We start from the raw sequence: 24,195 nt of genomic DNA, 5'->3' as shown, positions 1-24,195 counted from the left end.
TCCCTCAGGAACGCGCCTCCTGCCGCGCGCCGCTCCCGTCGCCGGTCTGCTGCGCCGGGATGAGCCGTACGCACTCGATGAGATAGTCGCCGCTGTCCTCGTCGAGGGTCACGCCGTGTGTCTCGCTGTGGAAGCCGGGGAAGTGCCGGTCGAAGGACTCCAGCGCCGCCAGATAGCGCAGCAGGGGTCCGTCCGGGGCGCCGGTGTTCTCGCCGGGCATCAGGACCGGGATGCCGGGCGGGGTGACGGTGACCATCGCGGCGGCCACCCGGTCCGCGGCGTCGGCCAGCCGTACGCGCTCGGTGCCGCCGCGGATGAGGCGCTGGTAGCAGTGCTGCGGCGGGGCGACCGGCTCGGGCAGGTCCTGGAAGGCGGTGTCCAGCAGCTCGACCAGGCGCGCCTGGCGCAGATGGTCGTGCATCTCCTGGCACAGCCCGCGCAGGGTCCCTCCGGAATAGCGCTGCGGGTGGGCGGCGACCAGCTCGGGCAGCACGCGGTCCAGCGGCGCGTCCTCGTCGTGGAGCGCCTTGAAGTCCATCAACGCGTCCATCAGCGTGCCCCACTTGCCCTTGGTGATCCCCATGGAGAAGAGGATGAGCGTGGTGTAGCTGTCGGTCTTCTCCACCACGATGTTCCGGGTGGCCAGATAGGTGGTGAGGACGCGCGCCGGGATGCCCCACTCGTCCATCCGCCCGGTGGCGTCGATGCCCGGACAGGTGAGCGTGACCTTGACGGGGTCGAGCAGGCAGTAGCCCTCCGCCAGGCCGGCGAAGCCGTGCCAGTCGGCACCGGGCTCCAGCTGCCAGCAGGCCGGGTCGGTGCGCAGCAGCTCGGCGGGGGCGTCGGCGAACGGCACCCGGTCACCGGTGGCCGGGTCGGTCACCGTCTCCGGCTGCCAGACGCCGAAGAACCAGCCCGGCCGGTCACCGGCGGCCGCGACGCGCCGGCCGACGCGTACGACGGTCTGCCGGAAGCGGACCGCCTCCGTCACCGCCTCGTCGATCAGCCAGCGGCCCTGCGGCCCGTCCATCATCGCGGCGGCGACGTCCAGCGACGCGATCATCGGATACAGCGGCGAGGTGGTGCCGTGCATCATGAACGCCTCGTTGAACCGGTCGTGTTCGACCGGCGCCCGCGGCGCGGGCTTCACATGCACCATGGCGCTCTGCGACAGCGCGGCCAGCAGCTTGTGCGTGGACTGGGTGGAGAAGACGGTGGGGCGCTCGGGCCCGGGGAAGGTGTCGGGGCCCACCGCCATGCCGTAGCGCCCGGCGTAGAGGGGGTGGAAGCGGGCGTACGCGAACCACGCCTCGTCGAAGTGCAGCCGGGGCGTGCTGGGCGCGAAGGCCCGCGCCACCTGGACGGCGTCGTAACACAGGCCGTCGTACGTGGAGTTGGTGAGCACCGCGTACTGCGCCTCCGGCGACACGGCGCCCCGCGTCAGCGGGTTGCGGGCGACCCGGTCGGCGACCGCGCCCGCCTCGGTCCCCGCGGGCGGCAGCGGGCCCGCCAGGCCGTAGCCGTTGCGGGTGGGAACGAGGTAGACCGGCCGGGCGCCGGAGAGCACGAGTCCGTGCAGGACCGACTTGTGGCAGTTGCGGTCCACCAGCGCGATCTCGTCCTGGGTCACGCTGAAGTGACCGACCATGCGGTCACAGGTCGAGTCGCCGTGCAGGACGAAGTACGTGCGGTCGGCGCCGAAGATGCGGGCCGCGTTGCGCTCGGCGTCACCGACCGGACCGGTGTGCTCGAACAGCGAGCCGAGCTCCTCGACGGAGATCGACAGGTCGCTGCGCAGCAGCCGCTCCCCGAAGTAGTCGTGGAACGCCCGGCCGACCGGGGACTTCAGGAACGCGACGCCCCCGGAGTGGGCCGGGGTGTGCCAGGAGTACTCGTGCGCGTCGTCGAAGCGGCGCAGCGCCTTGAAGAACGGCGGCAGCAGGCCCTCCTGATAGCCACGGGCCGCGCTCGCGATCCGGCCGGCGATGAAGGGCGCCGTGTCCTCCAGCGGCCAGATGTAGCCGATCACCGTCTCCGCGACCCACAGCGGCAGATTGTCGAGGTCCTCGCCGGCCGTGACCAGGAAGACCGGCAGGTCCTGGAAGCGCTGCCCGGTCCGGCGCAGCACCTCGCCGCCGCCCGTCCCCCCGTCGCCCTTGCCCAGCCCCGGAAGATCCCAGTCCACGACGGCGGCGGCCAGGCCCGCCTCGGTGCGCAGCACCGCCTGGGCGTCGTCACTCGTGCCGGCCCAGCGCACCTCGAACCCGCGGGCCTCCAACTCCCCGCGGATCCTGCGCAACTGCTCGGCCGCGGCACCTCCGCCCTCCGGCAACTCCCGTACCGCGAACAGGACCGTTCCGTCTGCCATGGCTGTCCCTCCAGGCGCCTCGCCGTATAGAGCCTCTGGGACAACGGGCTTCAGGCTCCGACGACACCGCCCGGACGGGGAATCCACTCCGACCGGCGACCCGTAGGAGTGGTTCCGGGCGCTCTCGCCACTGACGGGGCGAACTGCCGGGAAGCATGGGGTACTTCTGCCGTCTTCTTCTTCGTCTCGTCGGGAGTGTTCATGAAGGCTGTCCCTCTGCGCGCGGCACTGGCACTGACGGCCCTGGCCGTCTGCGCACCGGTGCCCGCGGCCGCCCAGCCCGTACGTGCCGAGCGCGTCGCGCTCACCGACGCGGACAACGGCCGGACCGTGTCCGCGCGCACCGGCGACGACATCGAGGTCAAGCTCACCGGCTTCCGCGAGAATGGGCTCACGTACTCCTGGAGCGTCCCGGTGAGCGACTCCGCCGTGCTCCACTGGGCGGCGGGCCACAAGACCCCGAGGGGCGACGCCACGGCGCGCTTCCACGTGGTGAAGGACGGCATCGCCGTGATCAGCGCGGCGAAGCACTGCCACTCCGGCGGCGGACGCCTGTGCCCGCTCGTCGTCACGCCGTGGAAGGTGCGGGTGGAGGTGAAGTAGGGGGAGGGGGTAGGGGGCGGTCCGGGCGCGGGCCCGGGGCACGAGGCGGCCCAGGGGCGGGCCCGGGGGCTGCCGGGCGCGGTTTTTTGACGACGATCGGGCCGGGGCCGGCTTCTCGGGGCCGCCCACGCCGCAGAACGCCGAAGGCCCCGGCCGGTTTCCCGGTCGGGGCCTTCGGTTCGTGCCCGGTGAGGCACTGGCGGAGGATACGAGATTCGAACTCGTGAGGGGTTGCCCCCAACACGCTTTCCAAGCGTGCGCCCTAGGCCTCTAGGCGAATCCTCCGCCGCAAACAATACAAGACGTGGAGGGGTGCTCGCGAACACGTTCTGCCGAGGTGGGGGTGAGGTGGGGGAGGGGGCACGAGCAGGGGTGGGGATCGGCTAGGCTGGGGGCAAGCCCCTCACGTGGCGCTATCTCACCGAACTCCCCCAGGGCCGGAAGGCAGCAAGGGTAAGTGGGCTCTGGCGGGTGCGTGGGGGGCCCTTGTGTTTCCCGGGGCTGCCCCGGGCGGGCGGTCCCTGTGATCGAGACCACTTGTCAGTGGGGCCCGATATCGTCGTAGGTGTGTCGTCCCTCGCGCTTTACCGCCGCTACCGCCCCGAGTCCTTCGCAGAGGTCATCGGGCAGGAGCATGTCACCACCCCGTTGCAGCAGGCGCTGCGGAACAACAGGGTCAATCACGCATATCTGTTCAGCGGGCCGCGCGGCTGTGGCAAGACGACCAGCGCGCGCATCCTCGCCCGCTGTCTGAACTGCGAGCAGGGCCCCACGCCCACGCCCTGCGGTGAGTGCCAGTCCTGTCAGGATCTCGCGCGCAACGGCAGAGGCTCGATCGACGTGATCGAGATCGACGCCGCCTCCCACGGTGGCGTGGACGACGCCCGTGAGCTGCGGGAGAAGGCGTTCTTCGGCCCCGCCTCCAGCCGGTACAAGATCTACATCATCGACGAGGCCCACATGGTCACCTCGGCGGGCTTCAACGCCCTGCTGAAGGTGGTGGAGGAGCCTCCGGAGCACCTGAAGTTCATCTTCGCGACCACGGAGCCCGAGAAGGTCATCGGGACGATCCGGTCGCGTACGCACCACTATCCGTTCCGCCTCGTGCCCCCGGGCACGCTGCGCGACTATCTCGGCGAGGTGTGCGGCCGGGAGGAGATCCCCGTCGAGGACGGCGTGCTGCCGCTGGTCGTCCGGGCGGGCGCGGGGTCCGTGCGTGACTCGATGTCCGTGATGGACCAGCTGCTCGCCGGTGCCGCCGAGGATGGTGTGACATACGCCATGGCGACGTCCCTCCTCGGTTATACGGAGGGCTCGCTGCTCGACTCCGTCATCGACGCCTTCGCGGCGGGCGACGGCGCCGCGGCCTTCGAGGTCGTCGACCGCGTCATCGAGGGGGGCAACGACCCCCGCCGCTTCGTCGCCGACCTGCTGGAGCGGCTGCGTGACCTGGTGATCCTCGCCGCGGTGCCCGATGCCAGGGAGAAGGGGCTCATCGACGCCCCGGCGGATGTCGTGGAGCGCATGCAGGCGCAGGCGTCCGTCTTCGGCGCCGCGGAGCTCAGCCGCGCCGCCGACCTGGTCAACGAGGGGCTGACGGAGATGCGCGGCGCGACCTCGCCGCGGCTCCAGCTGGAGCTGATCTGCGCGCGTGTGCTGCTCCCCGCGGCGTACGAGGACGAGCGCTCGGTGCGGGCCCGGCTCGAAAAGCTGGAGCGCGGGGCGCTCGCGGGCGGCTTCGCGGGCGGGGGCGCCCCCGCCGGGTATGTCCCCGGGCCCGAGGTCCACGGCGGGGCGCCCGCCCCGGGGCTCTCCGGGCCCGCGGCCGCGCGCGCGGCGGTCTCCGGAGGCGCCCCTGTGGCTCCTGCGGCCCCTGTCGCTCCTGTGACACCCCCGCCCGCCGCCCAGCCCCCGGCCCCCCAAGCTCCGGCCCAGCCCGCCCCCGCCCCCGCCGCCGCTCAGCCGAGCGCGCCCGCCGGAGCCTGGCCCTCCGCGGCCGCTCCCGGTGCGGCGCCCCAGCAGCAGAGCGCCCCGGCCGCGGCCCCCGCCGCGCGGACCGCCGGCGCCTGGCCCTCGGCCGCCGCTCCCGGCCAGGGCACCGGTCAGGGAAGCGGCCAGGGCAGCAGCCAGGGAAGCGTCGGCGCGAAGCCCGCCGCCGGTGCGTGGCCGTCCGCCGCCGCTCCCGGCCAGGGGGCCCCCGCGGCGCCCGCCCCGGCTTCGTACGGCAGCCCCCAGCAAGCCGCCCCGCCGGTGCAGCCCTCCGGGGACGCGAGCCAGGTGCGGCAGATGTGGCCGCAGATCCTGGAGGCGGTCAAGAACCGCCGCCGTTTCACGTGGATCGTGCTCAGCCAGAACGCGGACGTCGTCGGCTTCGACGGGACGACCCTCCAGATCGGCTTCGCGAACGCCGGCGCGCGGGACAGCTTCGCCAACAGCGGCAGTGAAGAGGTCCTGCGGCAGGCGATCACCGACGCGCTCAATGTGCAGTGGAAGGTCGAGCTCGTCGTTTCGCCCGGCGGTGGCGGGGGCGGTGGTGGCGCCCCGGTCGTGAATTACGCGGGTACGCACGGTTCCGGCGGCGGCCAGAGCGGGCCCGCGGCCGCGCCCCCCGCCTCCCCGGGCTTCGCGGCCCGCCCCCCGCAGGCCCCCGCGGCGCCTCCCGCGCGGGAGCAGCGCCAGGGCCCGCCCCCGGCGGCGCCGGTCCACCGGGAGCCGGAGCCCCCGCCGGTCGCGCTGGAGGACGACATGCCGGAGGAGGACGACCCGGATCTGGTCGACTCCGCGCTGACCGGCCACGATCTGATCGTCCGCGAGCTGGGCGCGACGGTGATCGAGGAGATCGCCAACGAGTAGGCGCGGGCGGCGGGGCGCCCCCGTGGTTCCGGCCTCGGGGGCGCGCGGCGGGCCCGCTCACGCCCCGCCTCCGGTCAAGCAGCGGACCGAACAGGATGCGTAGCCGTAGACCATAGGGCGCGGGCAGCGGCGAACACGTAGGCTCGGGCTACCGAAGGTTTGACGTCGACAGCCAGGAGCGAAACCGTGATCCCCGGTGGTGGCCAGCCCAACATGCAGCAGCTGCTCCAGCAGGCCCAGAAGATGCAGCAGGATCTCGCCGCGGCCCAGGAGGAGCTCGCGCGCACGCCCGTCGAGGGCACCGCGGGCGGCGGCCTCGTGAAGGCCACCGTCACCGGCGCCGGTGAGCTGCAGAACCTGGTCATCGACCCCAAGGCCGTGGACCCCGAGGCGGGGACCGCCGAGGAGAACGCCGAGACGCTCGCCGATCTCGTCGTGGCCGCCGTCCGCGACGCCAACGCGGCCGCGCAGCAGCTCCAGCAGGACAAGCTCGGCCCGCTGACCGCCGGTCTGGGCGGCGGCCTGCCCGGCCTGCCGTTCTAGCACCGGAAACGGCCGGCCCGGAAACCGCCGGCCGGAAGACAACCGCAGAAGCAGAAGGAGTGTTCGATCCGTGTACGAAGGCGTGGTCCAGGACCTCATCGACGAGCTGGGCAGGCTGCCCGGTGTCGGTCCCAAGAGCGCGCAGCGGATCGCCTTCCACATCCTCCAGGCCGAGCCCGCCGACGTCCGCCGGCTCGCGCACGCCCTGACCGAGGTCAAGGCGAAGGTCCGCTTCTGTGCCGTCTGCGGCAATGTCGCCCAGGAGGAGCGGTGCCGGGTCTGCCAGGACCCGCGCCGCGACCCCGCGGTGATCTGCGTCGTGGAGGAGTCCAAGGATGTCGTCGCGATCGAGCGGACCCGTGAGTTCCGCGGTCGCTATCACGTGCTCGGCGGGGCCATCAGCCCCATCGAGGGCGTCGGCCCCGATGACCTGCGCATCCGTGAGTTGCTCACGCGGCTCGCGGACGGCACGGTCACCGAGCTGATTCTCGCCACGGACCCCAATCTGGAGGGGGAGGCCACCGCCACGTACCTCGCGCGCATGGTGAAGCCCATGGGTTTGAAGGTCACGCGGCTGGCCAGTGGTCTGCCTGTGGGTGGCGATCTCGAATACGCCGACGAGGTCACGCTCGGGCGTGCCTTCGAAGGGAGACGACTTCTCGATGTCTGACGCAACGCTGCATGACGCCAAGCGCGATCCCGACGATTTCGCCGTCCAGATCGCGGATTCGATCGAGAGCTTCATCGTCGCCGTGACCGAGGTGTCGCGCGGTGACGAGCCGGACAGCGCCGTGCCCTTCCTGCTGCTGGAGGTCTCCCAGCTCCTCCTGACCGGCGGCCGGCTCGGCGCGCACGAGGACTTCCTCCCCGACGAGCGCTACGAGCCGGATGTCGGCCCGGAGCCCGACGTGGACGAGCTGCGCGAGCGGTTCGCCCGGCTGCTGGACCCCGTGGACGTCTACTCCGAGGTCTTCGACCCGTACGTGCCGCGCACCGCGCCCGTCGCCTGCCGGATCTCCGACGACCTCGCCGACATCATCACCGACCTGCGGCACGGCATGGCCCACTACCGCGACGGCCGGGTGAGCGAGGCGCTGTGGTGGTGGCAGTTCTCCTACCTCTCCAACTGGGGACCCACGGCCTCCGCGTCGCTCCGGGCGCTCCAGTCGCTGGTCGCGCATGTGCGCCTGGACCAGCCGCTGGACGAGCTGGACGGCCTGGACACGGACGCGGCGGCCACCGAGGAGCAGCTGGCCGAGGAGGCCGGGCGGGTGATGGCGGCGGAAATAGGCGGCCCGCTGGGGCTCCACCGCTCCTGAGGCGCCCGGCTCCCGGCGGTCAGCCGCCGGACGGTACGAGCGCGTTCGCCTCGTCCGCCCGCTCGCGGTGGCGGACGAGGGTGAGGGCGGCCCAGGCCGCCAGGGGCACGGTGGCCACGCCCGTGATCAGCAGGGGTTTCCCCACGCCGTGGACGTACCACGGTGACGCGGCGCCCAGCAGCGCGGCGAGGAGGGCCGCCGCCGACGGGATGGCGAGCCGCCGGAGCGGAGGCCGCGGCGCGTCCGCGGAGCGCCGGCCGAAGCAGTAGGCCGCCCAGAGGGAGCCCGCGGCCGCGGGCAGCAGCGCCAGGGCGAGCGCGTACGGCAGGCGGTAGCCGTTCCGCGGGTCGTCGTGGGTGGCCTCCCGCATGTTGCGGAAGTCGACATAGCGGCTCTTGTGGTGCCAGTAGGTGACGGTCACGCGGTCACCGGGCTTGGCCTTGTGGGCGACGCGGGGCCGTCCGGCCATCCGGATGCGGTGGCCGGTGCCGTCGTCCTGGGTGACCGAGAGCCACCACTGCCTCGAACTGCCCGAGGTCACCGTCTCGGTCCCGTCCACGGTGGCCGTCTCCGGCCGCAGGCACTTCTCCGACGCCGCGTCGGCCCGGCAGGAGGCGGCGGCACGGAAGTGCCGCGCCTCGGCCCGCGCGCCGGGCACGGTGACCAGCAGCAGATACGCCGAGGCGATCGCGCAGACCGCGCCGGCCACCGCCGCGGCCAGGGTCGACCGCCGCCCCGTACGGGCCCTCGCGGGGGCGGGCGGGCGCTCGGCGCTCACCGCGAGCTCAGCAGCATGCGCATGTTCCGCAGCGCGGAGCAGAAGTGCTTGATCATCATGCGGGTATTTTCCCCCGGCCTTTTTGTGGATCACCCCGCGCCCCGGCCCCGGCCCGGGCGGCGCGGGGGGTGTGAGCTGGGTTACCTTCGAGCGTGGGAGCGGGCACGGCGGGCAGGGGGACCGCCGAGAGCGAAACCGTCTCAGCATGCGGTATCCGCATGGCCGAAAGCAGTCGCTCGTTAGACTGAGCCGACCGCATTACACATAGCTGCGAGGAGCGCACGTGGGCCTTGTCGTGCAGAAGTACGGAGGCTCCTCCGTTGCCGATGCCGAGGGCATCAAGCGGGTCGCCAAGCGAATCGTGGAAGCCAAGAAGAACGGCAACCGTGTGGTTGTCGTGGTTTCCGCGATGGGTGACACGACGGACGAGTTGATCGATCTCGCCGGGCAGGTTTCCCCGATCCCTGCCGGGCGTGAGTTCGACATGCTGCTGACCGCCGGGGAGCGCATCTCCATGGCGCTGCTGGCGATGGCGATCAAAAACCTCGGTCACGAGGCGCAGTCGTTCACCGGCAGCCAGGCCGGGGTCATCACCGACTCGGTCCACAACAAAGCGCGGATCATCGATGTCACGCCGGGGCGGATCCAGCAGTCCGTCGACGCGGGCAATATCGCGATCGTGGCGGGCTTCCAGGGTGTGTCCCAGGACAAGAAGGACATCACGACCCTGGGGCGGGGTGGCAGTGACACCACCGCCGTGGCGCTGGCCGCCGCGCTGAACGCCGAGGTGTGCGAGATCTACACCGATGTGGACGGTGTCTTCACCGCGGACCCGCGGGTCGTGAAGAAGGCCCGGAAGATCGAGTGGATCTCGTTCGAGGACATGCTGGAGCTGGCGAGCTCCGGGTCCAAGGTGCTGCTGCACCGGTGCGTGGAGTACGCACGCCGTTACAACATCCCGATCCACGTGCGCTCGTCCTTCTCGGGGCTCCAGGGCACCTGGGTCAGCAACGAACCGCGAGGGGACCAGCCGATGGAGCAGGCGATCATTTCGGGTGTTGCCCATGACACCTCCGAGGCCAAGGTCACGGTCGTCGGGGTGCCGGACAAGCCGGGCGAGGCGGCGACGATCTTCCGGGCGATCGCGGATGCCGAGATCAACATCGACATGGTCGTGCAGAACGTCTCGGCGGCGTCCACGGGTCTGACCGACATCTCCTTCACCCTGCCGAAGACCGAGGGCCGCAAGGCGATCGAGGCGCTGGAGCGGACGAAGGACCGGGTCGGTTTCGACTCGCTGCGCTACGACGACCAGATCGCCAAGATCTCGCTGGTCGGCGCGGGGATGAAGACGAACCCCGGGGTCACCGCGACGTTCTTCGAGTCGCTGTCGAACGCGGGGGTGAACATCGAGCTCATCTCGACCTCCGAGATCCGTATCTCGGTGGTCACGCGTGCCGACGACGTGAACGAGGCCGTGCGCGCCGTGCACACCGCCTTCGGCCTGGACACCGAGAGCGACGAGGCCGTCGTCTACGGAGGCACCGGTCGATGACCGGCACCGGCCCCGCGGCCCGTATCCCCTCGGGGGGTACGGGCCGTAGGCCGACCCTCGCCGTCGTCGGCGCCACGGGCGCCGTCGGGACGGTGCTGCTCGGCATCCTGTCGCAGCGCGCGGACGTGTGGGGCGAGGTCCGCCTCGTCGCGTCCGCCCGCTCTGCGGGCCGGAAGCTGACCGTCCGGGGCGTGGAGAGTGAGGTCCTCGCGCTGAGCGAGGAGGTGTTCGAGGGCGTCGACGTCGCGATGTTCGACGTGCCGGACGAGGTGGCCGCGCAGTGGGCGCCGGTGGCCGTGGCCAAGGGCGCGGTCGTCGTGGACAACTCCGGGGCGTTCCGGATGGATCCGGACGTGCCGCTGGTGGTGCCCGAGGTCAACGCGCACGCGGCGCTCCTGCGGCCGCGCGGGATCGTCTCCAACCCCAACTGCACCACGCTGTCGATGATCGTCGCGGTGGGCGCGCTGCACGCCGAGTTCGGGCTGAGCGAGCTGATCGTCTCCTCGTACCAGGCGGCCTCGGGCGCGGGACAGGCCGGTGTGGAGGCGCTGCGGGCCCAGCTGGCCGCGGTCGCGGGCACGGATCTGGGCGGGAAGCCGGGCGATGTGCGGCGGGCGGTCGGTGACGACCTGGGGCCGTTCCCGGCGCCGCTGGCGCTGAACGTGGTGCCCTGGGCGGGTTCCCTGCGGGAGGCCGGCTGGTCGTCCGAGGAGCTGAAGGTCCGTGAGGAGTCGCGGAAGATCCTGGGGCTGCCGGAGCTGCGGGTCAGCGCGACCTGTGTGCGCGTACCGGTGCTCACCACGCACTCGCTGGCCGTGCACGCGCGCTTCGAGAAGGACGTGACCGTGGAGCAGGCGCACGAGATCCTGGCCAACGCGCCGGGCGTGGTGCTCGTCGACGACCCGGCCGAGGGGGAGTTCCCCACCCCCGCGGACGCGGTGGGCACGGATCCGACGTGGGTGGGCCGCGTGCGGCGCTCGCTGGACGACCCGAAGGCCCTGGAGCTGTTCGTCTGCGGCGACAATCTGCGCAAGGGAGCGGCGCTCAACACCGCCCAGATCGCGGAGGTCGTGGCGGCCGAGCTGACCGTCCCCTGACCGGGAGGGCTCGTGAAGGTCCTGTGATCAAGTCGTTGGTCCAGACCTCTTGAGCTGGGCAGATGGTGTGTTCGACTATTCACACCCTGTCCGACGGTGTGGCCACGGCCCCGCACCGCAACCGCCGGCGGGGCGGGGAGCGTCTTTGATGCCGTCTCTCGGGGTGGCACCAAAATCGGGGCATCGAGGAAGAGCTGGTACGCATGAGGGCATATGACGCGTCGTCGAGCGGTGTTCCGTCGGACAGGCCGCCCCGCGCGTACAACCCTGACGGGGGGAAGCGTGTCCAACAGGCGTGGCAGAGGTCATCAGCATCGCAACCGCCCCGCGGCGCAGCAGTGCAGTGCGTCCGCGTCCGCGCACGCCGGGCGGTATGCCGGTGATCGCTCCCTGGCCGGCCACCCCCGCCACCCAGCTGCCGCCCCAGCGTGGGGACGCTGACGAGGCGATGGCAGCGGGCACCACAGTCGACCACCTCACCGAGACCTACCGCGCCCATTACCGGTCGCTGCTCGGCCTGGCGGCGCTGCTCCTCGACGACACCGCGTCCTGCGAGGACGTGGTGCAGGAGGCGTTCATCCGGGTGCACTCCGCGCGCAACCGCGTCCGGGAGCCGGAGAAGACCCTCGCCTATTTGAGGCAGACTGTCGTCAATCTGTCCAGATCGGCGCTGCGCCGCCGCATCCTCGGGCTGAAGCTGCTCTCCAAGCCGATGCCCGACATGGCGAGCGCCGAAGAGGGCGCGTACGAACAGCTGGAGCGAGACCAATTGATCACCGCGATGCGCGGACTGCAGCGCCGCCAGCGTGAGGTGCTCGTCCTCCGCTACTTCGCCGACATGACCGAGGCCCAGGTCGCCGAGACCCTGGGCCTCTCGCTCGGGTCGGTCAAGGCATACGGCTCCCGGGGCATCGCGGCCCTCCGTGTCGCCATGGAGGCTCCGGCATGAACCAGCAGTTTCCCGGTGGCCCCCCGCGCGGCGAGGGCCCGTCCGCCGGCGGTTCCGGCGACGGCGGCCCGGGCGAGGGCCGCGATGGGTGGCCGACGCTCCCCGGATCGCCCGAGCGCGAGCCGGGCCCGGCCGGGGTGCCCGGAGGCGAGTCCCCCGAGTCGCTCGACGAACAGGCCCTGCGGCGGCTGCTGCGCGGCGCGGTGGGCGACATCGAGCCCTCCGCCGACGCGCTGGAGCAGCTGCGCCGCGCCGTGCCCGCCCGGCGCACGCGCCGCCGCCAGGCGCTCGTCGGCGTCGCGGCCGCGGTGATCCTCGGCGGCACGGCGCTGCCCGCGCTCCTGCACGTCGCGGACACCGGCACCACCGACGAGCGCCACGCCAACACCGCCAGCGCGCACAACGCCCAGCCGGAGACCGACGAGGGCCTGAGCGACGGCGTCGTCGAGGGCAGCGGGCGGGCCCGGCCGGACACCCCCGCGGACAAGGACCGGCAGCCGGACGACGGCCGCAAGCCCGAGGGCAACAAGCCGGACAGCGAGATCAAGCCGTCCGGCTCCCCGAGCGGCGCCGTCCCCGACCCCGCGAACACCTTCGCGGCCGTCTCGCCCACGTGCGACCGCGACCAGCTGGGCAAGGGCTCCGGCACGGTCGGCGCCGCCGACAAGGACGGCCGGGTCTACGGCGCCTTCCGCGTCGTCAACGTCTCCCGCTCCGTCTGTACGGTGGCGGGGCCAGGCACCGTCGCCGCCAGCGCGCGCGGCAGCGCCGACAGCGCGCGGGTCTCCGTCGTGGACCACACGCCTGGCGACGCCGCGACCGGCCTGCCCAACCCGACCGCGGAGCCCAGCGAGGTCATCCTCCAGCCCGGCCAGGCGTACGAGGTGAAGTTCGCCTGGATCCCGGCGCCCGGCGGCGGCCCCACCGGCTGCGCGAAGAACACGGGCGGGGCCACGCCCACCCCGGGCGGCGGCAGCGCGGCGCCCTCGACCTCGGCGGGCGCCGCCGCCGAGGGGAACAAGCCCTCCGTCTCCGACCCGCCTCCGCCGCCGCCCCCGCCGAGCGTGGTGCTCAGCCACACGCCGGACGTCGGCGAACCGGCGATAGCCGACACGAAGATCAACGACGCCTGCGCGGGCACGGTCTACCGCACGGGCCCCCTGGCCACGGCGCAGTAGCGAGGGCTCCGGCCCGGCCCGGGATCCGGGGGTGCTGGCCGAGAGCGGGCGCCCTGCCCGTACCGTGGGGGTGTGTATCGGTTCCTGCTGACTTCCCGCTGGTGGGGGATCAACGCCTTCGCCGTGCTGTCCATCCCCTTCTGCCTCTTCATGGGCAGCTGGCAGCTCGGCCGCTTCGAAGCCCGTGTCGACTCGCACCGCGCGGCGCAGACGCAGGCCGATGACGCCCGATCCGCGGCGGCCGAGCCGCTGGCCGATCTGCTGCCGGTCAGCACCGTGACCTCCGGCCGCCAGGCCGTCGCCAGCGGGCGCTACGACGCCGGACACCAGCTGCTCGTCCCCGACCGGGAACTGAACGAGCGCAAGGGCTTCTACGTCCTCACCCTGCTGCGCACCGACGGCGGCAAGGCCCTGCCCGTCGTGCGCGGCTGGCTGCCCGGCGACCCGGACTCCCGGTCGGACGCCGCCGCCGTCCCCGCCCCGCCGGCCGGCCATGTCACCGTCACCGGCGCCCTCCAGTCCGCGGAGGCCCCCGGTTCCAAGGGCGTACGGGCGGACAGCGGCCTGCCCAAGGGGCAGGTCGGCATCATCAGCGCGGCCACGCTGGTCAACCTCGTGCCGTACGAGGTCTACGACGCGTGGATCACGACGCCGAAGGCCGAGGGGGCGATGACGCCCGTGCCCGCGGCCGCCGCGCCCGGCAGCGGTCTCGACCTCAAGTCCTTCCAGAACCTCGGCTACACCGGTGAGTGGTTCGTCTTCGCCGGCTTCGTCGTCTTCATGTGGTTCCGGCTCTTCCGCCGCGAGGTGGAGGCCGCGCGGGACCTCGCGCTCGGCATCGCCCCGGACGAGCCCGCGGGACCGGCCCGCCCTGCCGGCGGCGACGGCCCCACGGGCGGCGACGGCCCTACGCCTCCGAGCGGTCCGGACGGCGGCCCAGGTGACGCTCCGCAAAAGCGATCTCCAGCCGGAGCTGCTTGATCCGCTCCTCCACCACCAGGGAGCCGTGGCCAGCGTCGTAGCGGTAGACCTCCAGGGGGTGGGAGCGCTCCTTCAGCCGGTCGACGTAGTTCTCGATCTGCCGGATCGGGCAGCGCGGGTCGTTCATGCCGGCCGAGATGTAGACCGGCGCGCGCACGTCGTCGGCGTAGGTCAGCGGTGAGGACGCCGCATAGCGCTCCGGCACCTCCTCCGGGGTGCCGCCCAGCAGCGTGCGGTCCAGGGCCTTCAGCGCCTCCATCTCGTCGTGATAGGCCGTCACATAGTCGGCGACGGGCACCGCCGCCAGGCCGAGTGCCCAGGCGTCCGGCTGGGTGCCCAGGCCCAGCAGGGTCAGATAGCCGCCCCACGAGCCGCCGGAGAGGACCAGCCGGCCGGGGTCCGCGAGGCCGGAGGCCACGGCCCACTCCCGCACCGCCGCGATGTCCTCCAGCTCGATCAGGCCCACCCGGTGCTTGAGGGCGTCCGTCCAGGCGCGGCCGTAGCCGGTCGAACCGCGGTAGTTGACCCGGATCACCGCGAAGCCGTGGTCGACCCAGGCCGCGGGGCCCGCTGCGAACTCGTCGCTGTCGTGCCACGTCGGGCCGCCGTGGATGTCGAAGACCGTCGGGAAGGGGCCCTCGCCCTCCGGCTTCTGCACCAGGGCGTGCACCTTGCCGCCCGGCCCCTCCACCCAGACGTCGCTGACGGGGACCGAGTGCGGGGCGCGGCCGATGCCGCCCGGCACGCGCGGCGGCTCCAGCACGAGCTGACCGCTCGTGGACCGGACGGCGGGCGGCGTCGCCGCCGAGGACCACAGGAACTCCACCGTGCCGTCCGGGCGGGGCAGCGCTCCGGAGACGGTGCCCTCAGGGGTGTCGAGCCGGCTGAGAGTGCCGTCGGCCAGCCCGTACCGCCACAGCTCGCTGCGTGCCTGGAAGCTGTGCTCGACGAGCAGCGCGGAGCCGTCCGGATACCAGTCGGCGTGCAGGTCGCCGGGCAGATCGAGGGTCAGGGTGGTCTCCTCGCCCGTCGCCGCGTCCCACAGCATCGGCTCCCAGCGGCCGCGCCGCTGGTGACCGATCAGCAGCCGGGAGTCGCCGTCGACCGGGGCGAAGCCCATGACCGCGAGCCCGAGCTCCTCCGTGCCGCCGCGGGTGTCGTCCAGCTCGGCGATGGTGGTGCCGTCGGTGCGCACGATGCGGATCGCCGAGTGCATGGCGTCGCCGTGCTCGGTGTGCTCGATGGCGATCAGGGTGCCGTCGTGGGAGAGGTCACCGACGCCCGCGGACTCCTCGTGGTGATAGATCTCGACGGGCTCCGCACCGGGGCGCGCCACATGGACCGTCGAGCCCCCCTTGTCCGTGGACCGGCCGACGACCGCGGTGCCGTCGCGGCCCAGGGCCAGGCCGCCGGGATAGGAGGGGGCGAGGCCCGGCGCGGCCGGCTCGTCGGCCCCGCCGTGGAAGGGCTGGCGCATCCAGACGCCGAACTCGTCGCCGTCCGAATCGGAGAACCACCAGATCCATTCGCCGTCCGGCGACAGCACGCCGCCCGTCGTGCCGTTCGGCCGGTCGGTCACCTGGCGCTGCTCGCCCGTCGCGCGGTCCCAGGCGTACAGCTCGAAGGTGCCCGTCACGTTCGAGACGAACAGCGAGCGGTCCGGGGCGTCCTCCGCCCACTGCGGCAGCCCGAGCCGCGGCGCCCGGAAGCGCTTCTCCCAGTCCGGCATGGCCGCTCGCGCCGCCGCCTCGCTCGTCGTGTCCCCCTCGGCCTGCGTGGTCCCGCTGGTCAGCTCGGCCCCGTTGCTCTCAGTCATGGCCCCATTCTGCGCCGCGGGTCCGACATCGTGTCGCGGGGTGCCACAGCCTGTGGATAACTTTCGCGGCCGAGGAGCCGCCGCGGTCCCCCCGAAGTGCCCCATCAGTACGGAACTCCAGCCTCCGGTAAGGTCGTCGGCAGCCTCCGGCAACGCCGTCGGCCCGGCTTCCCGCCCAGCTCACCGGGGTCAGGAGCGGTCGCCGCGGCTCGCGTGGACGGCCAGCCGCGAGCCCTCCTCGTCGTCGAAGTCCTCCAGGAACTCCGCGAGCACATCGGCGAGGTGCTCCGGCGACCGCGCGCGGAAGAGCACCGGCTGGTATCCCGAGACGCGGTAGCGCGTCCGCACCATGTCGGACGGGTCCAGCTCGCGGATCTCGCAGCGGCCCAGTTGCGCGAGCTCCCCGGAGGAAGAGAGGAGCGCCGCGCCGTACGCCTTGGTCTCCGCGCGGTCCGCCATCACGCCGAACTCCAGCGTGAACCAGTACACCCGGCTGATCAGGTCCAGGGCCTGGCGCGTGCGCACCCGCAGGGCCGCGCGCCCGAAGAGGCGGTAGAGCTCGGCGAAGCGGGGGGACGCGAGGTGGATGCCGTGCCCGAACACGTCGTGGATCACGTCCGGTTCGGGCGTGTACAGCGGTATCGACGGATGGCGCACGAACTGCACGGCGTGGAAATACCCGCTCTCCATCGAGCCCAGGAAGCGCCGGTTGTCCACGAAGCCCCCGGCGAGCGTGAACGCGAACCCGGTCAAGCGCCGCAGTTCGGCGCTCACTTCCTCGTGCTGGGGGACGCGGTCCGCGGGGATGGGAGCGCCCTCGGCGGCGGCCAGGATCGCGCGGTGCGCGTACCGGCGGTGGGCGTCGGTCAGCGCCGCGTGGACCGTGCGCCAGGTCGCGTGCTCGCTCTCGGTGTACGCCACGTGGGGCGAGGGGTCGCCCACCCGGTGCCCGCGGGCCGGCCGCGCCAGCGCCGCCCGCCGTGCCAGGTACCCCCGGTCGCGCCGCCCCGGGTGCTCCGCCGGTGTGCCCAGGCGCCCGTCCGGCGTGACGGGCGTTCGCATCCACGCATCGCTCATGACACACACAGTGCCCAAGTGGATCAAAAGCGTAACCAGTGCGATATCGGGGCCAGTCGGTGGCCTCCAGGCGGCTGCGGCGCTCGGCGCGCGGGATACTCTTCGTCAAGGTTTGCCTAAAAGTTTGACAAAGGCCACAAGATCATTCGCGCTGTCCCAGGCATCCGCACCCCCTCGACCACCCACCCTGCCCCAGAAAGCCGCGTGCATGACCACCCCGTCGTCCACTCCTCCGCCGCCGTCCGGGACAGAGCCCTTGCCCTCCGGGGCAGAGCCGTCGCCTGGGACTGAGCCGTCGCTGCGTACAGAGCCTCCGCCCGGCACCGAGCCGTCGCTCGCGAAGGAGCCCCTGTCGTCCGGCGCGGAGCCGGCCTTGTCCCTGACGAAGCCGGCCTCGTCCGCGACGGAGCGGCCTTCCTCCGCCACGGAGCAGGCTCCGGCCGGAGAGCGGATGTCTCCGGCGGCCGGGATCCAGGCTCCCCCGGCGCCCGGACCGCAGGTCCCGCCGTTCCCCGGCGCGCAGGTGCCCCCGCCCGGCACGCAGCCTCAGTCGCCGTTCGGGGCGCACCCGGCCCCGGCACCCGGCATGCACGTACCGCCGCCGCACTGGGGCCTGCCGCCCGCTCCGCCGCTCGGCTTCCCCCCGCCGCCGCCCGTGCTGCCCAGCAACGGCGCCGGGATCACGGCGCTGGTGCTCGGCTGCATCGCGGTGACGACCGGATTCGTCTTCTTTCTCTTCTGGCTGACGGCGATCCTGGCCGTCCTGGCCGTCGTGTTCGGCATCGTCGGCTGGAACCGCGCGCGCAACGGCCTGGCGTCGAACAAGCCGATGGCGATCGTGGGCACCGCGCTCGGTGGTGTCGGCATCGCCCTGTCCGTCGTCGGTCTGGTGCTGACCGTCTTCCTCGTCGGCGAGGTCAAGAAGGGGATCGACGAGGATGCCCGGGACCGCGACACGTCCGCCAGTGTGGAGCCCACGCCGTCCGAGGAGGAGGACGAGGACGACGGCCTGACGAAGCCGGACGCACAGACCCTCGACTTCGGCGAGACGGCCCGCTACGCGAACGGCCTCAAGGTCACGGTCGCGCGGCCGGAGAAGACCGAACTCAGCGGGTACAGCGCCAAGGAGGGGTACGTCGCCTACAAGGTCGAGGTGACCGTCGAGAACGGCACGGACAAGACCGTGAACCTCGACCTCACCTCGGTCAAGGCGCGTGACGGCGACGGCGCGGGCCTGGAGCGCACCTTCGACACCCGCAACGGCATCGGCTTCAGCCAGGGCATCACCGGCCGCCCGCACGCGGGCAAGTCGGTGAGCGGCACCTACCTCTACCTGGTGCCCGAGAAGAAGGCCGGCGACCGCATGGAGGTCAGCGTCGAACCGGCCGTGGTGGCCTACAAGGAAGCCGCCTGGAGCGGCTCGGTCAAGTAACCGCGCGCTGTGTGTGAAGAGGGCCGGAGCGGTACACCGCTCCGGCCCTTCTTCCGTCTACGCCCGGTCCGCTCCGGTGAGCCGGGTCAGAGCGCTCTCCGGGACGTGCGGCCGGCCCCCGGCCAGCACGAGGCGGACGTCGCGCAGGGCCTCCAGATCGTCCAGCGGGTTGCCGCCGACGACGAGGAGGTCGGCGCGGTGCCCCGCTGCCAGCCGCCCGGTCTCCTCCGCGATGCCCAGGGCGCGCGCGGCGTCGACGGTCGCCATGTCGATGATCCGCGCCTCCGGGAAGCCCAGGTAGCGGAAGAACTCCAGGCTGCCCACCAGGTTGTCGAACTCCGCGCGCGGCACGCCCGCGTCCGTACCGGCGATCAGGGACACCCCCTGCTCGGCCATCCAGCGCACGCGCGCGAACAGCACGTCGGCCCGCTCGTAACCGAACCGCTCGGCGAACGCCCGCCAGTTGGGGCTCGCCGCCGGGCACACCTGGATCCCCTTGGCGGCGATCTCGGCGACGACGTCCTCACGGGCGTCGAAACCGCCCTCCGTCATCCACGTGCAGTGCTCGATGGTGTTCACCCCGGCGGCCACCGCCGCGGCGATCCCCTCCGTGCCGTGCGCGTGCGCGGCGACCGGCAGGCCGAGGGCGCGGGCCTCCGCCACCACGACGCGGAGCTCTTCCTCGGTGAACTGCGACTCCCAGGTCGCGTGCCCGCCCTTGGTCAGCCCGCCGCCCGTGGCCATGACCTTGATGACGTCGGCGCCGTCGGCCGCGTTGCGGCGCACCATCGCGCGGATGGCCTCCTCGCCCTCGACCTCGCCGCCGAGGAACCAGCAGTGCCCGCCCGGCACGGTCAGCGGCCGTCCGGCGGCGAGCACGCGCGGTCCGGGTACGTCGCCCCGGGCGATCGCGTCCCGCAGCCGCATCGCGAGCGCGCCGCGGTCGCCGAGGTCGCGCGCCGTGGTGACACCGCTGCGCACCAACTGCCCGGCCCGCTTGGCCATGCCCAGGAGCAGACCGGCGTCGTCGCTCTCCTGGAGGGCGCCGACCGGGTCGCCGCTCGCGTCGAAGGCGAGGTGCACATGGCAGTCGATGAGCCCCGGCAGCACCGTGGCGTCCGGCAGCGATATCCGCCGCACGTCCTCCGGGACGGCCGCCTCGACCTCGGCCCGGGGGCCCACCGCGGCGATCCTGTCGCCCTGGACGAACACCGCGCCGTCCTCCACGCAGCCGCCGCCGGGCTCCGTCAGCACCCGTCCTGCCATGACCAAGAGGTCCATCACGCCACCATTTCCGTACGGGATCGCTTGCTTCATCTCTGTCCGCCGACACGGGAGTCGGGCCGGGCTCACGCGGCTCTCAGCGCGTCCGACAGGGCCACCAGCTGCCGGACGTCGGCATCGAGCCCGTCGCCGTCCGGCATCGCCACGGGGATGGCCTTCTGGGCCGACTGGTCGTCCGGATCGTAGGCCCGCAGCGCCAGCCGCAGCTTCTCCGCGAGCTCCTCCGGCGAGACGCTGCCCGGGGCGGCGTCGGCGAGGCCGAGGCGGGCGAGGTACGGGCTGATCCGCACCAGGCCGTCGCGGCACTCGATCACCCTGCGGTAGTGGCTCCGGTGGACGCTGCGGACGCGCAGCGCGTCCCGCCAGGGGTTGGTGGGGACGCGGCCGAGCGCGTCCTGCGGATACGCCTTGTGCAGCAGCAGCCAGAGCGGCCGCAGCCGGTGGTAGTTGCGGCGGTGCTGCCACCAGACGCGGAACGCCGCGAGGCGGGTGGCGATGCCGGGGTAGGTCACACCGATGACGAACACCGGGATGGAGAGCGCGAGGAGCAGTGCGACGCTCCGGGAGAGCGGCCGCGGCACGTCCCCGCCGAGCCAGCGCACCAGGATGAACGCCGCCCGCGCGGCGCTGGAGAGCACCATGCCGGCCATCGCCCCGGCGGCCAGCCACAGCCCGGTGGCGAGGGGTCGCGCCGAGGCGCGGGCGTAGCGCAGGGTCCAGGCGAAGGCGGAGGCCAGCGCGTAGGCCAGATAGAGACCGGCCACCAGATAGAAGAGGGCGACGTGCGTGACCCGCATGTCCGCGCTGGCGTAGACGTGCCCGGTCGCGTGGTTCGGGGTGAGCACGGTCAGCAGGGTGATCACGACGATCGTGGCCGACAGGGGGATCAGCTCCCACCGGGCGCGCCTGCGGCCCCTGTCGCTGTCCGTGGCCGAGTAGAGGTAGAAGCACATCAGGCAGTAGACCGTGCTGAGCAGCAGCACGTTCTGCACGAGCTTGGCGGCGCCGGCGAGTGTGACGGCGTCGACGGCGCGGGCGGCCACCGGGAGGCCGAAGGGGAAGGCCACGGTCGCGCACGCGAGGCACAGCGTGACGGCGCGCAGGGCGTGGTCGTGCGGCGCCTTCGACAGCTGGAAGGCCTTCCAGCACACGGAGGTGACGAGGACGATGCCGACGATGACGACGGAGGCGATCACAGCCACCCCTGCCGGTCTCCGAGGGCCGACTGCACCCGGCGCAAGGACGGGTCGCTCGGCGCCTTCGGGGTCACGCGGTCCAGGACGGAGGCCCATTCCAGGATGATGGTGGCGACCAATTCGGCCTCGCGCTCGTGCTGCTCGTCGTAGGACGTACGGCGCAGGGCCCGCTTGATGGTGCCCAGGCACATGTCCGGAGCCATCTGCCGCCAGAATTCGTCGTCCGCGTCGTCGCTGTGGTGGTCGGCGAGAATGTGGCCCACCTCGTGCAGGATGATGTGATCCTGATGGATCTTGCTGGTCTCCTGCTGATACAGGATGTAATCCGCGGACGCGGTGGCGATCCAGACCCCGAACGGGCCGGGCATCGGCAGCGAGTAGGGCACCAGGCGAATGGGCCGCTGTCGCCGCTCACCGAGGAGTTCGCACAACTCCGCCACATCCAGGGGCGGCTGGATGTCCAGGGCGCGAAGCTCGCGCTTGCAACGGCGCCGTAGCTCCCGCTCTCTCACGTTCACTCCTCAGCCGGGGGAGTCCATTCCTCCCCGGCGTTCCGCTTGTTCCAGCCGGTAGACGACGTCCAGCAGATCCATGACCTGTTGGCGGCGCTCCTGGGACAGCTCACCGGCCCTCATTGCCATCAGCTTCACATCCGGGCCGGCGGCATCCTCTTCCCGGCGCTCCTGCGCGGCCTTGAGGAGCTCCAATTGCTTCTCGACGCGGCTCGTCACCTCGTCGTCGAAGAAATACGCGGCGGGTACGCCGAAGAAGTCCGCGAGGGCCTGCACGTGCTTGAGGGTCGGGTTCTGCTTCTTGTCCTTGCGGAGCTGCCAGATGTAGCTCTGCGAGATCGTGACGCCGCCCGCGCGAATGGCCTCGGCCACATGCTCGTTGCTGTACTCCTGGCCCCCTCTTGGCTTCACGCTGGCGAAAAGGTGATTGAGCTTGTCGGCCAGACTACGGCTCGCCCGCTCGCTCATGACGCCTCCCACGGCATCGCCCTCTTCTCCACCCGTGTAAACGTACATGGACTCCGCCGTTCTCACCACAGTTGAATCGCCCCCACCGCCGGGCTAAGCTCCGCCGGGAGTTCCACTCAGGTGAATGTCGTGGATCGGCGCACTTGCATGTGAGTCTAGAGCGGTGGGGCTCGTGGCCGCTGAGAGGGGCGCCGCCCCGCCGTGTGACGGCGGACGGGGCGCGGGTTCCGTAGGGGGGATTTGTGGTGGTACGACTGGTGGTCGCCGATGGTCAGGACGCGATGCGCGCGGGGGTGGTGAGCGTCCTGGAGGGGGATCCGGACATCGAGGTGCTGGGGGAGGCGCGCACCGGCGAGCAGGCCGTGGGCATGAGCGAGGCGCTCAATCCGGATCTCGTCGTGCTGGACGCCTATCTGGCGACGGCCGGAGGGATCGAGGCGACCCGGCGCATCGTGGAGCGGGGGTGCGATGTCCTGGTGCTGACGGCGCTGGGCCTGGCGGCACACGTCAGACGGGCCCTTCAGGCGGGCGCCGTCGGATTCATGCTCAAGGACGCCACCCCGGCCCAACTCGTGCAGGCCGTGCACCTCGTGGCGAGCGGCCAGGGATTCATCGATCCCACCGTGGTCCGTTCCTTCGTGCACGCCGTGTCGGTGAAGCCGCCGGAGACCTCGCCGGCCGTCGGACTGCCCGGCCTGGGATCGCTGACCCGGCGGGAACAGGAAGTCGCGTGCTATCTGAGCAAGGGCCTGTCCAATGTGCAGATCGCCCGCCGGATGCAGGTGGCGGAGAACACCGTGAAGACCCATGTGAGCCGCATCCTGGCGAAGCTGGGACTGAGGAGCAGGATCGAGATAGCCCTGCTGACCCAGGAACTCTCCTTGAGCGCCTGACGCTTTCAAAAAGGCGACAGGGGCCGTATGCCAAGTGAAAGGGCCGGATGCCGTGCTGTGCGCACCGCATCCGGCCCCGGCGTTTCCCCGGTGGCCGACTACGCTCCGGCGCTCCGGTTCTTCCGGCTCCGCCAGACATTCCCGGCCGTGGCGAAGAGCACGACGGAGAGGGCTATGAGCACCGCGCGCGGCGCGGTCTCCTGGAAGACGACCGCGCCGACCGCCGCCGCGATTCCGGCCAGGGCGGCGATGAGGACCAGCGGGGAACCCCCGTTTGCCGACGCCTGCTGTTCCATGTGAGTTCTCCGTCCTCCGGCTGCCGCCGTCGTGCTGTTCCTTGTCACCGGGCTACCGTCAGCCCTGCCCGGGGAGGGCCGTTTCATTCCGCATAGACGCCGCGATGATTCCCAGCATCGCCTCTTCACGAGGCAGGATGCCGAGCCGGTTGAGCATCATATGTGCCTGGTGGAAAACGAGATGGCCGGTCGTGCGCGGCACTTGATGACGGCGCGTGCGGCTCAGGTACGTCGTCAGCACCGCGGTCCAGGAATCCGTCCACCGCCGCACGACGGGGTCGGCGTCGAGGGCCTCCGCCCGCTGCCGCAGCCCCCGCTCGTCGCGTTCCGCGCTGCGCCGGAGCAGATCACGCAGGCCCGGGGCCTTGCTCCCGGCGTCCTGCGTCCACCACTGCAGGTGCCGTGGCCAGAACTGCGCCGGGCCGATCGCGCCCTCCTCACCGACGGCGCTGGCGAGCAGCAACGCCTCGCCCGCCCCGCGCAGCAGCAGCACCGCGAGCGCCGCGCGGTCGGGCAGCCTGGGGTAGGCGTTGGCCCACCGCGCCAAGTCGCTGGAGTGCTCGAAGACCTCCTCGGCGAGCCGGGTGCCCACGCTCCCGCCGTACTTGTCGTCCTCGGGCTCGTACAGCCCCACGTCCGCCCCGTCCCGCCGCCCCCGGAAGGGGCGCAGGTCCATCGCGAACAGCGGGTCGTACTCCGGCGCGCTCTCGCGCCCCAGCCGGACGCAGTCGGCCCGCAGTGACGGAAGGCGGCGGTGCAGGGCGTCCAGCAGGTCGCGGCCGCCGTGGAAGCGCACCCTCAGGTGGGGGCCGTCCCAGTCGGTGTAGCGGATGAAGAACCACCGGTCCGCGCCGGACTCCGCGGCGAGGTCCACGAGCGGCGGCAGCAGCCGGTCGACGGACGCGTCCAGCCGCTCCAGGCCGCCGGGGTACAGGCGGGCGTACCACCAGCCTCCGGCGTCCACGGCCGAGTCCGGCGTGGCGGGTCGTGGCGACAT

General features: G+C 72.3%; 22 protein-coding genes, 1 tRNA gene and 1 other RNA gene. 13 read left to right on the top strand and 11 right to left on the bottom strand.

All coding sequences use genetic code 11. The features are described 5' to 3' along the window. Positions 1 to 4: 4 nt before the first annotated feature. Positions 5 to 2,368, bottom strand: a complete 2,364-nt coding sequence (locus ACZ4A5_RS16420; RefSeq protein WP_467583459.1) for an Orn/Lys/Arg family decarboxylase — start codon at positions 2,366 to 2,368, stop codon at positions 5 to 7. 201 nt (positions 2,369 to 2,569) lie between these two features. Here ACZ4A5_RS16420 and ACZ4A5_RS16415 point away from each other — a divergent pair, with 201 nt between their 5' ends. Beyond that, positions 2,570 to 2,971, top strand: a complete 402-nt coding sequence (locus ACZ4A5_RS16415; RefSeq protein ID WP_467583457.1) for a hypothetical protein — start codon at positions 2,570 to 2,572, stop codon at positions 2,969 to 2,971. A gap of 197 nt (positions 2,972 to 3,168) precedes the next feature. Here ACZ4A5_RS16415 and ACZ4A5_RS16410 read toward each other — a convergent pair. Then, positions 3,169 to 3,256: transfer RNA gene (locus tag ACZ4A5_RS16410), tRNA-Ser, on the bottom strand. Positions 3,257 to 3,366: 110 nt separating this feature from the next. Here ACZ4A5_RS16410 and ffs point away from each other — a divergent pair. From ffs to ACZ4A5_RS16385, 5 genes are all read left to right on the top strand, one after another. Further along, positions 3,367 to 3,461: signal recognition particle sRNA small type (gene ffs, locus ACZ4A5_RS16405), an RNA gene on the top strand. Positions 3,462 to 3,538: 77 nt separating this feature from the next. Further along, the gene (locus ACZ4A5_RS16400; protein ID WP_467583455.1) at positions 3,539 to 5,824 is read left to right on the top strand and encodes a DNA polymerase III subunit gamma and tau; all 2,286 of its coding nucleotides are present in this window, start codon (positions 3,539 to 3,541) and stop codon (positions 5,822 to 5,824) included. Positions 5,825 to 6,010: 186 nt separating this feature from the next. Next, positions 6,011 to 6,367, top strand: coding sequence for a YbaB/EbfC family nucleoid-associated protein (locus ACZ4A5_RS16395; protein WP_467583452.1), 357 nt, complete (start codon positions 6,011 to 6,013; stop codon positions 6,365 to 6,367). Positions 6,368 to 6,437: 70 nt separating this feature from the next. After that, positions 6,438 to 7,037, top strand: a complete 600-nt coding sequence (recR, locus tag ACZ4A5_RS16390; protein ID WP_467583449.1) for a recombination mediator RecR — start codon at positions 6,438 to 6,440, stop codon at positions 7,035 to 7,037. Next, positions 7,030 to 7,686 (top strand): DUF5063 domain-containing protein, encoded by a 657-nt coding sequence (locus ACZ4A5_RS16385; RefSeq protein WP_467583446.1) that lies wholly within the window; start codon positions 7,030 to 7,032, stop codon positions 7,684 to 7,686. The genes recR and ACZ4A5_RS16385 overlap by 8 nt, the downstream gene beginning before the upstream one ends. Before the next feature lie 19 nt (positions 7,687 to 7,705). On the opposite strand, the gene ACZ4A5_RS16380 is transcribed toward ACZ4A5_RS16385, so the two are convergent. After that, the gene (locus ACZ4A5_RS16380; RefSeq protein WP_467583443.1) at positions 7,706 to 8,464 is read right to left on the bottom strand and encodes a hypothetical protein; all 759 of its coding nucleotides are present in this window, start codon (positions 8,462 to 8,464) and stop codon (positions 7,706 to 7,708) included. 283 nt (positions 8,465 to 8,747) lie between these two features. On the opposite strand from ACZ4A5_RS16380, the gene ACZ4A5_RS16375 reads away from it, so the two are divergent. From ACZ4A5_RS16375 to ACZ4A5_RS16355, 5 genes are all read left to right on the top strand, one after another. Next, positions 8,748 to 10,019: an aspartate kinase gene (locus ACZ4A5_RS16375; RefSeq protein WP_116213049.1), complete on the top strand. Its 1,272-nt coding sequence runs from the start codon at positions 8,748 to 8,750 to the stop codon at positions 10,017 to 10,019. Continuing rightward, on the top strand, positions 10,016 to 11,116 hold the full coding sequence (locus tag ACZ4A5_RS16370; RefSeq protein WP_467583440.1) for an aspartate-semialdehyde dehydrogenase: 1,101 nt from the start codon (positions 10,016 to 10,018) through the stop codon (positions 11,114 to 11,116). Before ACZ4A5_RS16375 ends, ACZ4A5_RS16370 begins: the two co-directional genes overlap by 4 nt. A 373-nt stretch (positions 11,117 to 11,489) precedes the next feature. Continuing rightward, positions 11,490 to 12,065, top strand: coding sequence for a SigE family RNA polymerase sigma factor (locus tag ACZ4A5_RS16365; RefSeq protein ID WP_467583437.1), 576 nt, complete (start codon positions 11,490 to 11,492; stop codon positions 12,063 to 12,065). After that, positions 12,062 to 13,243 carry a hypothetical protein gene (locus tag ACZ4A5_RS16360; RefSeq protein WP_467583434.1) on the top strand — a complete coding sequence of 394 codons (1,182 nt, stop codon included), beginning with the start codon at positions 12,062 to 12,064 and terminating at the stop codon, positions 13,241 to 13,243. The genes ACZ4A5_RS16365 and ACZ4A5_RS16360 overlap by 4 nt, the downstream gene beginning before the upstream one ends. A gap of 72 nt (positions 13,244 to 13,315) precedes the next feature. Then, a complete protein-coding gene (locus tag ACZ4A5_RS16355) occupies positions 13,316 to 14,224 on the top strand; it encodes an SURF1 family protein (protein WP_467583431.1) in 909 nt (302 codons plus the stop codon). Here the strand turns inward: ACZ4A5_RS16355 and ACZ4A5_RS16350 are convergent. After that, a complete protein-coding gene (locus ACZ4A5_RS16350; protein ID WP_467583571.1) occupies positions 14,151 to 15,953 on the bottom strand; it encodes a S9 family peptidase in 1,803 nt (600 codons plus the stop codon). The genes ACZ4A5_RS16355 and ACZ4A5_RS16350 overlap by 74 nt on opposite strands. Before the next feature lie 276 nt (positions 15,954 to 16,229). Continuing rightward, complete coding sequence (locus tag ACZ4A5_RS16345) at positions 16,230 to 17,117, bottom strand: phenylalanine 4-monooxygenase (RefSeq protein ID WP_467583428.1); 888 nt, start codon at positions 17,115 to 17,117, stop codon at positions 16,230 to 16,232. Positions 17,118 to 17,490: 373 nt separating this feature from the next. On the opposite strand from ACZ4A5_RS16345, the gene ACZ4A5_RS16340 reads away from it, so the two are divergent. Continuing rightward, entirely contained in the window at positions 17,491 to 18,549 is a 1,059-nt protein-coding gene (locus ACZ4A5_RS16340) for a DUF4190 domain-containing protein (protein ID WP_467583425.1), read from the top strand. Positions 18,550 to 18,606: 57 nt separating this feature from the next. On the opposite strand, the gene ACZ4A5_RS16335 is transcribed toward ACZ4A5_RS16340, so the two are convergent. The 4 genes from ACZ4A5_RS16335 to ACZ4A5_RS16320 form a co-directional block, all read right to left on the bottom strand. Continuing rightward, positions 18,607 to 19,830, bottom strand: coding sequence for an amidohydrolase family protein (locus ACZ4A5_RS16335; RefSeq protein WP_467583422.1), 1,224 nt, complete (start codon positions 19,828 to 19,830; stop codon positions 18,607 to 18,609). 68 nt (positions 19,831 to 19,898) lie between these two features. Then, complete coding sequence (locus ACZ4A5_RS16330) at positions 19,899 to 21,029, bottom strand: MAB_1171c family putative transporter (protein WP_467583419.1); 1,131 nt, start codon at positions 21,027 to 21,029, stop codon at positions 19,899 to 19,901. Next, a complete protein-coding gene (locus ACZ4A5_RS16325; RefSeq protein ID WP_467583417.1) occupies positions 21,026 to 21,541 on the bottom strand; it encodes a hypothetical protein in 516 nt (171 codons plus the stop codon). Before ACZ4A5_RS16325 ends, ACZ4A5_RS16330 begins: the two co-directional genes overlap by 4 nt. Positions 21,542 to 21,550: 9 nt before the next feature. Beyond that, positions 21,551 to 22,009, bottom strand: coding sequence for a helix-turn-helix domain-containing protein (locus tag ACZ4A5_RS16320; RefSeq protein WP_467583414.1), 459 nt, complete (start codon positions 22,007 to 22,009; stop codon positions 21,551 to 21,553). A gap of 242 nt (positions 22,010 to 22,251) precedes the next feature. Between ACZ4A5_RS16320 and ACZ4A5_RS16315 the strand changes: the two genes are divergently transcribed. Next, positions 22,252 to 22,902, top strand: a complete 651-nt coding sequence (locus tag ACZ4A5_RS16315) for a response regulator (RefSeq protein WP_467583411.1) — start codon at positions 22,252 to 22,254, stop codon at positions 22,900 to 22,902. 98 nt (positions 22,903 to 23,000) lie between these two features. Here ACZ4A5_RS16315 and ACZ4A5_RS16310 read toward each other — a convergent pair whose 3' ends face one another. Beyond that, positions 23,001 to 23,198, bottom strand: coding sequence for a hypothetical protein (locus ACZ4A5_RS16310; protein ID WP_467583408.1), 198 nt, complete (start codon positions 23,196 to 23,198; stop codon positions 23,001 to 23,003). 58 nt (positions 23,199 to 23,256) lie between these two features. Beyond that, the gene (locus ACZ4A5_RS16305; RefSeq protein WP_467583404.1) at positions 23,257 to 24,195 is read right to left on the bottom strand and encodes a lantibiotic dehydratase C-terminal domain-containing protein; all 939 of its coding nucleotides are present in this window, start codon (positions 24,193 to 24,195) and stop codon (positions 23,257 to 23,259) included.

The sequence above is a fragment of the Streptomyces sp. NPDC025618 genome (assembly GCF_055558795.1).
Note: the sequence above shows the minus strand (reverse complement) of the source record. Positions and strands in the feature narration are given on the sequence as shown.